The organism is Shewanella xiamenensis (assembly GCF_014647135.1).
In the GTDB taxonomy this organism is placed as follows: Bacteria; Pseudomonadota; Gammaproteobacteria; order Enterobacterales; family Shewanellaceae; genus Shewanella; species Shewanella xiamenensis.
This window is the reverse complement of record NZ_BMOP01000002.1, coordinates 267,543-281,899: the sequence shown is the minus strand read 5'-3', so window position 1 is coordinate 281,899 and position 14,357 is coordinate 267,543. Positions and strand designations below refer to the sequence as shown.

At 48.1% G+C, this 14,357-nt stretch carries 11 protein-coding genes; 8 read left to right on the top strand and 3 right to left on the bottom strand.

What is annotated here, in order from left to right:
* Window positions 1–325 precede the first annotated feature (325 nt).
* On the top strand, window positions 326–3,958 hold the full coding sequence (locus IEY09_RS02855; protein ID WP_229777657.1) for a pilus assembly protein: 3,633 nt from the start codon (window positions 326–328) through the stop codon (window positions 3,956–3,958).
* Window positions 3,959–3,980: 22 nt separating this feature from the next.
* Complete coding sequence (locus IEY09_RS02850) at window positions 3,981–4,316, top strand: TapY2 family type IVa secretion system protein (RefSeq protein ID WP_188869750.1); 336 nt, start codon at window positions 3,981–3,983, stop codon at window positions 4,314–4,316.
* 155 nt (window positions 4,317–4,471) lie between these two features.
* On the opposite strand, the gene IEY09_RS02845 is transcribed toward IEY09_RS02850, so the two are convergent.
* Window positions 4,472–5,137 carry a DsbA family protein gene (locus IEY09_RS02845; protein WP_188869748.1) on the bottom strand — a complete coding sequence of 222 codons (666 nt, stop codon included), beginning with the start codon at window positions 5,135–5,137 and terminating at the stop codon, window positions 4,472–4,474.
* A 113-nt stretch (window positions 5,138–5,250) separates the two neighbouring features.
* Window positions 5,251–6,150 carry an MBL fold metallo-hydrolase gene (locus IEY09_RS02840; protein WP_188869746.1) on the bottom strand — a complete coding sequence of 300 codons (900 nt, stop codon included), beginning with the start codon at window positions 6,148–6,150 and terminating at the stop codon, window positions 5,251–5,253.
* A gap of 190 nt (window positions 6,151–6,340) precedes the next feature.
* Between IEY09_RS02840 and IEY09_RS02835 the strand changes: the two genes are divergently transcribed.
* Window positions 6,341–7,279, top strand: a complete 939-nt coding sequence (locus IEY09_RS02835; protein WP_188869744.1) for a LysR family transcriptional regulator — start codon at window positions 6,341–6,343, stop codon at window positions 7,277–7,279.
* 121 nt (window positions 7,280–7,400) lie between these two features.
* Here the strand turns inward: IEY09_RS02835 and ettA are convergent, their stop codons facing one another.
* The gene (ettA, locus tag IEY09_RS02830; protein WP_188869742.1) at window positions 7,401–9,068 is read right to left on the bottom strand and encodes an energy-dependent translational throttle protein EttA; all 1,668 of its coding nucleotides are present in this window, start codon (window positions 9,066–9,068) and stop codon (window positions 7,401–7,403) included.
* A gap of 190 nt (window positions 9,069–9,258) precedes the next feature.
* On the opposite strand from ettA, the gene glyA reads away from it, so the two are divergent.
* The 5 genes from glyA (at window position 9,259) to ribBA (ending at window position 14,240) form a co-directional block, all read left to right on the top strand.
* Window positions 9,259–10,512 carry a serine hydroxymethyltransferase gene (gene glyA, locus IEY09_RS02825; RefSeq protein WP_011625551.1) on the top strand — a complete coding sequence of 418 codons (1,254 nt, stop codon included), beginning with the start codon at window positions 9,259–9,261 and terminating at the stop codon, window positions 10,510–10,512.
* 210 nt (window positions 10,513–10,722) lie between these two features.
* Window positions 10,723–11,172 (top strand): transcriptional regulator NrdR, encoded by a 450-nt coding sequence (gene nrdR, locus IEY09_RS02820; RefSeq protein WP_011073317.1) that lies wholly within the window; start codon window positions 10,723–10,725, stop codon window positions 11,170–11,172.
* Between the two features lie 87 nt (window positions 11,173–11,259).
* Window positions 11,260–12,405, top strand: a complete 1,146-nt coding sequence (gene ribD / locus IEY09_RS02815; protein WP_188869740.1) for a bifunctional diaminohydroxyphosphoribosylaminopyrimidine deaminase/5-amino-6-(5-phosphoribosylamino)uracil reductase RibD — start codon at window positions 11,260–11,262, stop codon at window positions 12,403–12,405.
* Between the two features lie 7 nt (window positions 12,406–12,412).
* Window positions 12,413–13,069 (top strand): riboflavin synthase, encoded by a 657-nt coding sequence (locus IEY09_RS02810; RefSeq protein ID WP_011716201.1) that lies wholly within the window; start codon window positions 12,413–12,415, stop codon window positions 13,067–13,069.
* A 67-nt stretch (window positions 13,070–13,136) separates the two neighbouring features.
* A complete protein-coding gene (gene ribBA, locus IEY09_RS02805) occupies window positions 13,137–14,240 on the top strand; it encodes a bifunctional 3,4-dihydroxy-2-butanone-4-phosphate synthase/GTP cyclohydrolase II (protein WP_188869738.1) in 1,104 nt (367 codons plus the stop codon).
* The last annotated feature ends 117 nt before the right edge of the window (window positions 14,241–14,357 follow it).

The following is a 14,357-nucleotide window of genomic DNA, read 5'->3' as shown; positions in this document are numbered from 1 at the left end:
AATAGCGCATTCTCAATATCATAAGTGTCACTTTTTTTATTTTTTTAGCTCATTACTATGATGGTGATATTTTTATTAGATACATTTTTTATTTATTTGTTGTCAATTCGGTGTGCATAATGGTAATAATTGCTGAAAGTAACCTAAGTTTATGATTTTACTGTTTTACGTTCGGTTAACTTACTGTTTGTTGTGCGGTTAATTTGGCCTTTTTTAAACAATTTAAATCCTAGTTTTGTAAATGCAGGTGCTTTTATTATTCCTTAATAACAGATGCGCATACTGTATGAGTCAGTTTTTATTTAAATGTCAGAAAAGCTCGTTGATGATCTTTTCGCTTAATTACGTTTTATTGAAACATATTTGTCAATCTCGCCTTCAAAACGTCCGCCATACGTTAACATCAATAGTCGCTTTTATTATTTCGAGCCTCGTTGTCGGCGCGGCGAGTTTATTTACCGCGTCAAGCGTTGCTGATGATACAGAGCTTTATGTGTTCGAAGCGTCCGCCCGTAATGGCTCGCGCCCGCAGGTGCTGATCATTTTCGATAACTCCGGCAGTATGAGTAATCTTGCCTATGGGGTCGATGCTCCTTACGAGAATAAACGTAATGCTAACTATGCCCAGTCGGGAAAGCTATTTTATAGCCGAGGTTCGGCTGATAATGCTGAGTTACCTAATCCTGCCTCTTCGCGTGAAATGCGTCAGTTTAATGCAGCACTCAATGGCTGTGAAAGCTCGTGGGATTACCTCAATCGGTATGGCACCTTCACTGGTTTCTTTCGTGAGTATGGTTTTTCGGGGGGGACTGGTGCGTGGAAAGAATTTTCTGAACTAAATGGTAGCTCGATAGCTGCTGTCGATTGCTTTGAAGATATCCAAGAGGAAAGACTCGGTAATGCAGCAGGAGAGGCTAACGGTTTACCCGTTGACAGTTTAGGCTCTGCGGCTAAACCCGTTCGGTACACGGCAGTCAATATTCACTCATCCGAGAGTGCTAAGGCAAGCGCGAAGGCAAAGGCGCAGAAAACAGGTTTTGGCTCCGGCAAAGTGGTCACTGTTTATACCGAAGATTATTTAAAATGGCACCATGGTACTAAAAAGAAGGTCAATAAAACCCGTCTAGAGCTGGCACAAGATGCGATTGAAAGTGTGGTTTTAACTACGCCGGGTGTGGATTTTGGTTTAGCTATTTTTAATATGAATGGGCCACGTGATGGTGCGCGTGACGGTGGGCGGATTATCTCTGGGATTAAGACTATGTCCGCCCAAGCCAAAATTGATTTATTGAAAAGGGTTAATCTTATTAGTTATGCCCAAAATACGCCGCTATGCGAAACGCTCTACGAAGCCTATCGTTATTTTGGTGGGCAGGAACAGTATTTTGGCGATGATGATAGCGATTATAATTACTACGATAATTGGGGGCGTTACCAAGGTACCTACAACGCCAGTTCTAATCCCTTTACTGACCCAGCTGCGCTTATTATTGGAAGTAACACGTACAATTCGCCGTTTAAGCCTTGCCAAAATGAAGCGTATATCGTCTATATCACCGACGGTGAGCCAACGCTGGATAACGCGGCCGATGGCATTATTGAGCGTTTAACCAATGGTGTAGGTAAGCATACCTCCAACCCGAAAAGTTATCTCAGTGCGCTTTCTGGCTGGATGCGAACTGAGGATGTGAATCCTAATTTAGCCGGAAAACAAACCGTTAGAACCTTTACCATTGGGTTTAGTGAAGGCGCAGCCAGTGCTGAACACCTACTGAAACAAACCGCCGATAATGGCGGTGGTAAGTATTTTGATGCCACCGATGCCAGTCAATTGCGTTCTTCATTGCAAACGGCTTTAAATAATATCCTCGAAAAAAATGCCAGCTTTACTTCCCCCTCGGTAGCGAGCAATAACTTCAATCGTACTCAAACCTTTGATTCAGCTTATTACTCTATGTTCTTGCCTAATAAGGGACCAAGATGGCTAGGGAATATTAAAAAGTTCAAGGTGACCAGTGACGGTGATGTTGTCGATAGCAAAGGCAAAAATGTGATAGGCGAAGATGGCAATATCAAAGCCGATGCTTGCTCCTATTGGACATCAGCTGAAGAATGCGGAAGCAGCGGTGATGGTAATGATGTTAAGCGTGGTGGGGTGCTAGCCGCGATGCAGCAGGCGACTAGTCGCACTTTATACAGTAATTTTGGCAGTGGATTGAGCGCTTTTACTCTGTCAAATGCAGCTCGAAAAGCTGGGGATAATGTGCGTTTAGCCACCTATATGGGGGTCGATGAAACAGAACTCACTGGGCTATTTGACTGGGCGAAGGGAATCGATGTTGATAACGATAAAAATCAGGACTTAAGTACTGCCAGTGGCGCAACCCCAAATTGGCGCGCCGATATAATGGGAGATGCTCTACATTCCAAGCCCTTAGCACTCAATTTTGGTTCTGAAGCTAAACCCGATATTCGAATTCTTGTCGGGACAAACCATGGGTTCCTGCATATGTTTAAGGATGAAGGTGATAGCGTGTCTGAGACTTGGGGATTTATCCCCTATGAGCTACTGCCGAATTTTCGCGATCTCAAGGCTAACGCGCCGACGGGCGTACACTCGGTATACGGTATTGATGGCTCGCCAGTTGCCTACACCAAAATGCAGGGCAAACGGATTGAAAAGGCATGGGTATTTGTGGGAATGCGCCGAGGCGGCAATGCGTATTACGCCCTCGATGTGACCACACCTGATAACCCCAGTTTTATGTGGAAGATAGATGCCAGTTCACCCGGTATGGGCGAGTTAGGGCAATCTTGGTCGACGCCTGTAGTTACCACGATTCCAAGCGCTTCAGGGGATAAACCCGTGCTTATCTTTGGTGCGGGATATTCCCCTTCAACTAAAGATGGCGCTGAGATTGGTACTGATGACAGCAGTGGCCGTGGCGTGTTTATTGTCGATGCGCAAACGGGGGCGTTAATCCATCAATTCGGCGGCAGTGGGGCTAACACGCCATTGCCAGGTATTGCCAACAGTATTCCAAGCAGTGTTGCTGTATTAGACGGCAATGGTGATGGTCATACCGATAGAATCTATGCCACAGATATCCAAGGTAATGTATGGCGGATGGATATGCCCTCCGCGAATGTGTCGACCTGGTCGGGATTTAAATTTGCCGCATTAGGGGATAAGAGTTCAGTGGCAGGAGATAGGCGATTCTTTTCTGGGCCTATAGTGGCCCAGACCTTGATCTCCAATACCTTTGAGCTGACTAAAGTCGTTAATGGAACATCGACCAAAGTTGTCACATCACAGAATATTCCTTACGACGCAATTGTTGTCGGGAGTGGCCACAGGGCAAAGCCAAGTGATGTGTCTCGCTCGGATATGTTTTTTGCATTGCAAGATAGAAACATAGTCACTCAATCATTCCAAGGTAAATCAAATCAAAAGCCTGTGCCTAAAACACTACAGTTAAGTGATTTATATGATGTCAGTTCGGCGGCGCCCAATGATCAGGCCAGTGAAATCGTTTTTAGTCAAAAACGAGGTTGGTACTATAACTTCTCTCGTAAAGGCGAAAAAAGCCTGTCGTCTGCGACCATAGTCGGGGGGGAGGTGTACTTCAGCAGTTTTGTGCCTGGTAGTGATGGCTCAGTCAACCAATGTTTGAGTTCGGGCAAAGGCTATCTTTATAAAAAGAATTTGCACAGGGGCACTCGTGGTTACAAAACAGATTATTTGTATGCAGGTGAGTTGGTACTGGATACGCCGCAGTTGGTGATCCCGCCTGCCGAGCAGCCTAAGGACCCGAATGCTAAAGTACCAACGCCAGATATGTTTTTGATTGGTATCGGTAATGCGGTGCCAGATGAGGCGACATGTGAAAGTGGTAACCCTAAGTGTATTGGGGGCGGGCCAACAACGAACAAAATTTATTATTACATCAGTCAATGATGTAAAGAGTTAACGAGTCGAGATGAGTAATAGCCTTATGATGAAATACGGTGCCCTTGGTTTGTTGCTGCTAGCGGGATTCCAATGGTCAGCGCTGGCGACAGAAACTGAGAAGCGACAGGATTACAAATGCTATTTAGAAACGAATCAAGGATTTAAATTGATACGTTTCTCGTGGTTTGAATCTAAGGTGAATGACTATTTACTCAGGTTGCCAGGTACACAATTACCGCGTTTACCTCGGGATAAGCCGATTCCGCTCTACGCGAAAGCGGTACTTGAATGTGTAAAAAGGAGTGAGCCTTTTACGCTAGAACAGGCAAAGCAAGCCGAGCTTGCGCCCGAGAATCAGGGTTAACTTGGCCTGTGGTATCAACATTGAAAATGCCGATGGGATAAATCCTATAGTGACTTATCCCATCGTTTAAGGGGGAAACCCCAGACTCAAAAAGCCAAGGTTTGAGTCTTCATAAGTAAAATGTAAGACTGGCGCACTTTCAAGAAAGTGGCGTGTTAAGACACTTGTTCATTCAGATACTCAAGCCACTTGCTCGGATGACCGTAAAAACGGCTGTGATTGAGTAAACGCAGATTTCCCTCACTTGTCGTGAGTGCTACTGAAGGGAAACCTTGGGCACCCAGCTGATTCATCAGCGCCCGTGATGCCAAAATGTGCTGGTAAAACGCGTCTTCATTTTGGGCAAATTCCTTCGTAAAGGCAGCGCCATCTATTCCCATTTTTTCCGCTAAAAGATGTAGATTCTGTTCATCGCTGGCGTTTTTGCCATCGCGATAATGGGCGAGTTGCACTGCATGTAGGTAAGCTAGCTCATTGCCCCCTAAGGCTGCAACGGCAAGCATAGCTCTAATGGGGGGCGCAGAATCCAGTACAATGCTGGTATCACGTAATAAGCCTTCATAATAGTTTTCACCAAAGGCTTGTCCGGTTAACGCGGCTATCCGTTGATCATGGGGCATCACATAATCGCGCCATTGGTTATCTATCTGTTTGCGCCTTGGGCCGGTGAGCATGCCGCCTGCGTGGAGTTTGATGGTAAATCCGGCAGCGGCTGCTGCATCAAACAGCGGTGCGGCTGCGTAACACCAACCGCACAAGGGATCGATAATGGCATGTAACACGGCCTTAGCTTTCATGGTGGTATTGATAGTTGGGTTCATCGCAATTATTCCTACAAAAAACAGTCTTTTGTTCTGGCTTTTTGGCTTAAGGGCTAGCCTAAGCGCGAATGTCAGATTGAATGGGACATGGAGATATCCATGCCCCTATTCCCTTACATTGGCCAGCGCATTTCACCCATGATGACTTTGGCACTGATCTCAAGCCCTGCATCTAAAGGAATTTGTGGGTAGAGTGCGAGCATCTTGGCGATTAAGTCCGCAGAATCTTTTGCTGTTTTGGCTGCCTTTTCAAAGGCATTAATATAATCGCGAGTAAAAGCGATGGCGCGCTTATCAAATCTGGCATCACCGAGATAATGTCCAGGGATAACCTCTTTGGGAGATAAGGCTTCCATCTTTTCTAAATGGGTTAACCAGGCTTTACGCGACTCAACACTTTGGGTATCTGCCATCCAAACATGGGTGTTATCAAACACTTCAACGCCACCAGTGATGGTTTTAGCCGACGGTACCCACAGGAAGGTATGCTTAGGGTGAGCATCCTCTAGCCCTTCTATCAGCACTTGTTCACCGTCGATACTAAAGCGATTGGTGGTGACCACTTTTGGCAGCACTAATTGGCTCGGAGCATTGTCCTTTAAAATCGGTCCCCAGTAGGCGAGCTTGCCGTCCATCGAGGCTTTAATGTCATCGACCGTAGTTTGAGTGGCGACGATTTCGACCTCGGGGAAGTTTTGTTTAATCACATCCAACCCAAAGTAAAAATCCGGATCGCTATGGCTGATATACATCAAGGTAAGCTTTTTACCGCTGGCTTTAATGGTATCCACTAAGGTTTGGGCATCATTTTTTTGAAATTGTGCATCGACCAGCATCATTTCATGTTCACCGCTGATAAAGCTTGAAGACACCGCAAAAATACTGTTTTCGCCCGGATTAAAATGGCTCACTTGCAAAGGTGCTGCCTGAGCAGTAGCCATTCCCGCCACCAGCATGGTTGCGGCTAACTGGGGTTTCAAAGAGGTTAATTTTAGAGCATTCAATAGTGTCATTTCTGTTCTCACTTATTCATTCAAATAGGATTCGGTGATTTGCACTGCTGCAAAAGTGAGCTTAGTTTAGGTTGCAAAAAACGTTAGATAAACACGGAAACTTGCGCTTATTTGTTGCATAATTCGGATGAATCAACGTTTGAAACCGATTATTTAGTGCAAGGCAATCAACACAAGGGGCGGATAAACCATGGATAGACTCGAAGCGGCAAAGGTATTTGTGACTATCGTTGAGCGGGGCAGTATGATTGGCGCCGCAGAGGCGTTGGATATGTCTCGCTCTATGGTGACCCGCTATTTAAGTGAGATGGAAGAATGGTCAGGTGCACGCTTACTGCACCGTTCGACAAGACGTTTGAGCCTGACCAGTGCGGGCGAGCAAGTGCTCGATTATTGCCAGCGCTTGCTTGAATTAGCGCAGGAAGTCCCCGCGGTCAGTCATGTACAAAGCGCCCAACCGCGAGGATTGCTGCGGATCAGTTGCTCACAATTTATGGCCCATTTACTCCTTCCCACGGTCGTGCGTCCTTACTTAGCCCAATATCCTCAGGCGAGTGTTAACTTTCATGTTAGCAGCCAAACCGTTGATTTAGTTGCCGAACGTATTGATCTTGCCATACGTATCACTAATGAGCTCGATCCTAGTCTAATCGCCAGACGTTTAGGGGAATGTGAGTCCGTGGTCTGCGCCGCACCGCGTTATCTTGCCACCCATTCACTTATTAGCCATCCCGAGGATTTAACTCGGCATAACTGTTTAACCTATTCCTACTTTGGCGATGTGATGTGGCGTTTTACTCAAATTAATCATCCTGATGGTATCGAGGCGGGACAGCTTTTTAATATTCCCGTAAGAGGTAATTTAAGTGCCAATGATTCTATGGTGGTGTTAAACGCTACTTTAGCGGGGGAGGGGATTGCCATGCAGCCCCTGTGGGCGGCGAAGCCCTATCTCGACACTGGCGAATTAGTGCCATTGTTGCTGGAGTTTCAACCTCAAACCTTGGGCGTATACGGCGTATATCAATCCCGTAAACATATGCAGCCTGCATTAAGAGTGATGATGGATATGCTAGTGGCCTACTTTGCTAGCATGAACCAGCATGAATATAGTGCCAGCCTTAAATAACGGAAAATCCTCACCCTAAATTCAATGCAATAAAAAGGAGCTTAACCCTTTCGAGTTAACCTCCTCAGATGCACGCTTGCCTAGATTCTAGATTCTAGATTCTAGATTCTAGATTCTCGATCTATTTCGTCATACGCTTGTATTTCAGGCGGTGTGGTTCAATCACATCGGCACCATAGGTGTTCTTCAACCATGCCGAGTATTCGGTGTAGTTACCTTCGTAGAAGTTCACTTGGCCTTCGTCGCGGTAGTCCAGAATGTGGGTCGCGATACGGTCTAAGAACCAACGGTCGTGCGAGATCACCATAGCGCAACCTGGGAATTCGAGGATCGCTTCTTCCAGTGCGCGCAGGGTTTCAACGTCTAAGTCGTTGGTGGGTTCGTCGAGGAGCAGTACGTTACCGCCAGCCTGCAACAGTTTAGCTAAGTGAACACGGTTGCGCTCACCGCCCGATAGAGTACCGATAATCTTTTGCTGATCTGCACCACGGAAGTTAAAGCGGCCCACATAGGCGCGACTTGGAATTTCCATGTTGTTGATGCGCATGATGTCTTGACCACCAGAGATTTCTTGCCAAATGGTGTTTTTGTCATTCATCGAATCGCGGAACTGTTCAACCGACGCAAGTTGCACGGTTTCACCTATCTCAATGGTGCCGCTATCGGGTTGCTCGCTGCCTGACAGCATGCGGAACAGGGTCGATTTACCTGCACCGTTGGCACCGATAATACCGACGATCGCGCCTTTAGGTACAGAGAACGACAGGTTGTCGATAAGGACGCGGTCACCATAGGATTTGGTTAAGTTCTTCACTTCGATGACTTTGTCACCTAAACGTGGTCCGGGCGGAATAAACAGCTCGTTGGTTTCGTTACGTTTTTGGTAATCGTTAGTGTTCAGCTCTTCGAAGCGCGCCATACGGGCCTTGCCCTTAGACTGACGGCCTTTTGCGCCTTGGCGAACCCATTCTAATTCTTTCGCAATGGTCTTTTGACGCGCGCTTTCTGCGGCAGATTCCTGCTTCAAGCGAGCATCCTTTTGCTCCAGCCAAGAAGAGTAGTTACCTTCCCATGGGATACCCTCACCACGGTCAAGTTCTAAAATCCAGCCAGCAGCATTGTCGAGGAAGTAACGGTCGTGGGTAATCGCCACAACGGTGCCCGAGTATTCCTGCAGGAAGTGTTCGAGCCAAGCGACTGATTCGGCGTCCAAGTGGTTGGTCGGTTCGTCGAGTAGCAGCATCTCTGGTTTTTCCAGCAGCAGACGACAAATTGCCACACGGCGACGCTCACCACCCGATAACACTTCAATCTTTTCATCCCAATCTGGCAGACGCAGCGCATTCGCCGCACGTTCGAGGATGTTGTCCAGATTATGGGCGTCCTGCGCCTGAATGATGGCTTCGAGTTCGCCTTGCTCTTTGGCAAGCGCGTCGAAGTCCGCATCGGGATCGGCGTAAGCTGCATAGACTTCGTCTAAGCGTTTGAGGGCATTTTTGGCTTCAGAAACCGCTTCTTCAATCGCTTCACGCACGGTTTGCGTTGGGTCGAGTTTCGGTTCTTGCGGCAGGTAACCAATCTTCAGGCCCGGCATTGGACGCGCTTCACCCTCAATTTCGGTATCGATACCGGCCATGATGCGCAGTAGGGTGGATTTACCAGAACCGTTAAGACCTAACACACCGATCTTAGCGCCGGGGAAAAAGCTTAAGGAAATGTCTTTAAGGATCTGCTTCTTAGGAGGAACAACCTTGCCCACCCGCAGCATGCTGTAAACAAACTGAGCCATTTTTCTGCATCTATAAGTGACTAATGATGCGGCTAATTCTACTCGATTGTGCGCCGAACTCAACTCGGCATTGAGGCGAGTTCAAGGTAAAACTGTAGGATTTTCATGTTTCAGAGACTGGGATTGTCGGCTCGTTACGAGTAGAATACCGCGCAACCCTACCTACAAGAATTGGCAGCTGGAGTAAGCAATGCTGAAAAAAGATATGAATATCGCAGATTATGATCCGGAACTGTTCAACGCAATTCAGAACGAAACTCTGCGTCAAGAAGAGCATATTGAGCTGATTGCTTCTGAAAACTACACCAGTCCACGCGTGATGCAAGCGCAAGGTTCACAATTAACCAACAAGTACGCCGAAGGTTACCCAGGCAAGCGTTACTACGGTGGTTGTGAGTATGTGGACGTAGTTGAAACCTTAGCGATTGAGCGTGCAAAACAACTGTTTGGTGCGACTTACGCAAACGTACAACCTCACTCAGGTTCTCAAGCAAACAGCGCCGTTTACATGGCATTGTTAAAACCAGGCGATACCGTTTTAGGTATGAACCTCGCTCATGGTGGTCACTTGACCCACGGTTCACCTGTAAACTTCTCTGGTAGACTGTACAACATCATTCCTTACGGCATCGATGAATCAGGCAAAATCGACTACGACGAAATGGAACGTCTGGCGGTTGAACATAAGCCTAAGATGATGATCGGTGGTTTCTCTGCTTACTCAGGCATCGTTGACTGGGCAAGAATGCGCGAAATTGCAGACAAAATCGGTGCTTACCTGTTTGTCGACATGGCGCACGTTGCGGGTCTTATCGCCGCTGGTGTGTATCCAAACCCTGTGCCACACGCTCACGTTGTGACGTCAACTACTCACAAGACCTTAGCCGGTCCTCGTGGTGGTATCATTCTGTCTGCTGCCGACGATGAAGAGCTGTACAAGAAGCTGAACTCAGCGGTATTCCCAGGCGGTCAAGGCGGTCCTTTGATGCACGTTATCGCGGGTAAAGCGGTCGCCTTCAAAGAAGCTTTAGAGCCAGAGTTCAAAGCTTACCAACAACAAGTGGTTAAGAACGCTAAAGCCATGGTTGAAGTGTTCTTAGAGCGCGGTTACAAAATCGTTTCAGGCGGTACTGACAACCACTTAATGCTGGTGGACTTAATCGGTCGCGACCTGACGGGTAAAGAAGCCGATGCCGCGTTAGGTAGCGCAAACATCACAGTAAACAAAAACTCTGTGCCAAACGATCCACGTTCTCCATTCGTGACCTCTGGTGTACGTATTGGTACGCCTGCGATCACTCGCCGTGGCTTTAAAGAAGCTGAAGCGAAAGAGTTAACCGGTTGGATCTGTGACATCCTCGACGATGCCCACAACCCAGCGGTTATCGAGCGCGTAAAAGGCCAAGTATTGGCACTGTGCGCCCGTTTCCCTGTTTACGGTTAATTCGTTAATTTATCTGAATATGACGGCTGAGTTCACAACTGCTTAGGGTGTCACTCTTAGGTGGTTAACCTCAGCCGATAAATAGGATAAAATCCCATGGCCGCATTAAGCGGCCATTTTTATTGCTAAAATCTTAGACTTAAACCCGCTCGGTTTAAGCGAGAAACAGCGAAAGCCACAGGCTTTATTCCATTCACGGCAGGAGGCTCAATGCATTGTCCATTTTGCAGCGCGACAGATACTAAAGTGATCGATTCCCGATTAGTGGCGGAAGGCCATCAAGTGCGTCGTCGCCGAGAATGCACCGAATGCCACGAAAGATTTACTACCTTCGAAGGGGCTGAATTAGTCATGCCACGGGTGATTAAACGCGATGGCACGCGCCAACCCTTCGATGAAGAAAAGCTGCAAGCAGGCATGTTACGCGCGGTCGAAAAGCGCCCCGTGTCTATGGATGAAATCGAACAGGCCTTAAGTAAAATCAAGTCAACGCTGCGCGCTACTGGCGAGCGCGAAGTGCCATCCGAGATGATAGGTAACTTGATGATGGAACAGTTAATGAGCCTGGATAAGGTTGCCTATATTCGTTTTGCCTCGGTTTATCGCGCCTTTGAAGACGTCTCCGAATTTGGTGAGGCGATTGCGAAACTGCAAAAGTAACATGGGTTATCTTAGGTTAGCGCTTAGGTTAGCGCCTCGTTATGCGCCGCATTCGGGCACGCTTCCTCAAGATTTCATAGGGTTTATATGAATTGGTCAGAACTCGATAACCAGATGATGAGCCGAGCCATACAACTGGCTCGCAAAGGATTTTATACCACTCGCCCCAATCCCAGTGTGGGCTGCGTTATCGTAAAAGATAATCAGATTGTCGGTGAAGGTTATCATCAAAAAGCCGGCGAGCCCCACGCCGAGGTGCATGCACTGCGCATGGCTGGCGAGCTTGCCCGTGGCGCGACCGCCTATGTCACCTTAGAGCCTTGCAGCCATTATGGTCGTACGCCGCCCTGCGCCTTGGCGTTGATCAACATAGGTGTAAAACGTGTGGTGGTGGCGGTTGAAGATCCCAATCCTCAGGTCGGTGGTCGCGGTATTCAAATGCTGCGCGATGCGGGCATTCAAGTGGATGTCGGTTTACATCGCGATGAGGCCTATGCTTTAAATCTTGGTTTTATGAAGCGCATGGAGTCGGGCCTACCTTGGGTGACGGTAAAGCTTGCCGCGAGCCTCGATGGTAAAACCGCATTATCCAATGGTGTCTCTAAGTGGATTACAGGCCCCGAAGCTCGCCGCGATGTGCAGCGCTTACGTTTGCGCGCCTGCGCACTGGTCACTGGGATTGAAACCGTACTGGCCGATGATCCATCCCTCAATGTGCGTTACTCAGAGCTTGGCAGTCTTAACTCACTATTGAGTGAGGCGCAAATTTTACAACCGCTACGGGTGATTTTAGACAGTCGCTGCCGCATGCCGATTAAGGCAGCCTTGCTTGCGATTGAATCGCCGATTTTATTAGTCTCAACTGAGCCATACTCGCCAGCCTTTATGGCGCAGTTGCCGTCCCATGTGACTTGTCTTCAATTACCGGCGATTGATGGTCGAATCTCGCTGCCCACACTCTTAAGCTATTTAGGCAAAAGCTGTAATCAGGTGCTTATCGAAGCGGGCGCGACCTTAGCTGGTGCCTTTATCGGCGCGGGATTAGCCGATGAGTTAGTACTGTATCAAGCGGTGAAAATTCTTGGCGGCCAAGGACGTAATCTACTTGAATTACCCGATTATCAAATGATGGCCGATATTCCGCCCCTCAAATTGGTCGATGAGCGTAAAGTGGGCGCAGATACGCGCCTCACCTTGAGGCTCGAGTCCAATCCATCTTTATCGAATAAGTGAGTTAGCCATGTTTACTGGGATTATTGAGGCCGTTGGCACGCTGCGAAAGCTAGAACGTAAAGGCGATGATATTCGCTTAACGGTCGCCAGTGGCAAACTGGATTTAAGCGATGTGCGTTTAGGCGACAGTATCGCCACCAATGGTGTGTGTTTGACTGTGGTTCAGCAATTAGCCGATGGCTATGTGGCGGATGTGTCGGCTGAAACTGTCAGTCTCACAGGCTTTGCTAACTACAAAGTGGGTACTAAGGTTAATCTTGAAAAAGCCGTTACCCCGACAACTCGCCTCGGCGGGCACATGGTGAGCGGCCATGTGGATGGCATTGCCACCGTAGAGCAGCGTCTTGCTCGTGGTCAAGCGATTGAGTTTTGGTTAGCGGCGCCAACTGAGCTGGCTCGCTATATCGCCCATAAAGGTTCTATCACCATCGATGGCGTGAGCCTCACGGTAAACGAGGTCGATGGACACCGTTTTCGTTTAACCATAGTGCCTCATACGGCGGGTGAAACCACACTGGTGGATTTGAAAGCCGGCGATAAGGTGAATATTGAAGTGGATTTAATCGCCCGCTATTTAGAGCGTTTAATGCGCTTTGATACTAAAGAAACCCAAGGCGGTGGGGTGACCATGGAAATGTTAGCCCGTGCTGGCTTTGTGCGTTAGGGCACTGGCACTTAGCTCACTTAGGTATAGAATTTCATAACAACAGTAAAATCATAAAGGTCCTACAATGGCGCTGCACAGTATAGAAGAGATCATCGAGGATATTCGTCAAGGCAAAATGGTTATTTTGATGGATGACGAAGACAGAGAAAACGAAGGCGACCTGATTATGGCGGCCGAGCTGGTCACGCCTGAAGCGATCAACTTTATGGCGAAATACGGCCGCGGGCTCATCTGCCAAACCATGACTAAAGCCCGTTGCCAGCAGTTAAATCTGCCCTTGATGGTGACTAACAACAATGCGCAGTTCTCGACTAACTTTACGGTATCGATTGAAGCGGCAGAAGGCGTAACCACCGGGATTTCGGCCCACGATCGCGCTGTCACGGTGAAAGCGGCCGTAGCAAAAGATGCCAAGGCATCGGATTTAGTACAACCTGGTCATATCTTCCCATTAATGGCGCAGGACGGCGGCGTGTTAACCCGCGCAGGTCACACTGAGGCGGGTTGTGATTTAGCCCGTTTAGCGGGGCTTGAGCCATCGGGTGTGATTGTTGAGATCCTCAATGAAGACGGCACTATGGCCCGTCGCCCTGATTTAGAGATTTTCTCTGAATTGCATGGGATTAAAATCGGCACTATTGCGGCGCTTATCGAATATCGCAACACCAAAGAAACCACTGTCGTGCGCGAAGCTAAATGTAAGCTGCCAACCCGCTTTGGCGAGTTCGACATGGTGACTTTTAGGGACACTATCGACAATCAACTGCACTTTGCCTTAGTGAAGGGCGAGGTGAAACCGGATTGTTTAGTGCGCGTACACTTACAAAATACCTTCAACGATTTACTCCACTCAGAGCGCGATCAGCAGCGTAGCTGGCCGCTTGAAAAAGCCATGGAGCGCATTTCTGCCGAAGGTGGAGTGTTGGTGCTGCTGGGCAATCAAGAGCATACCTGTGAAATTCTCGCTAAAGTCAAAGCCTTTGAGGCGGAAGATCAAGGTCAGGCTCCCGCACCAGCAAAATGGCAAGGTACTTCACGCCGCGTGGGTGTTGGCTCGCAAATCCTTGCCAGCCTTGGAGTAACTAAAATGCGACTCTTAAGCTCGCCTAAGCGTTACCATTCACTCTCAGGCTTTGGGCTTGAAGTGACCGAATACGTGGCGGAGTAACAGGCCGAGCTTGTTAGACGTTACACTAAGGTAAAATTAATCATTTGTATAATTTGCATAGGGCTGTGGGCGATTGACTGTGGTATTATGTCGCCACTTTTCGCCCAAGCCGGGTGC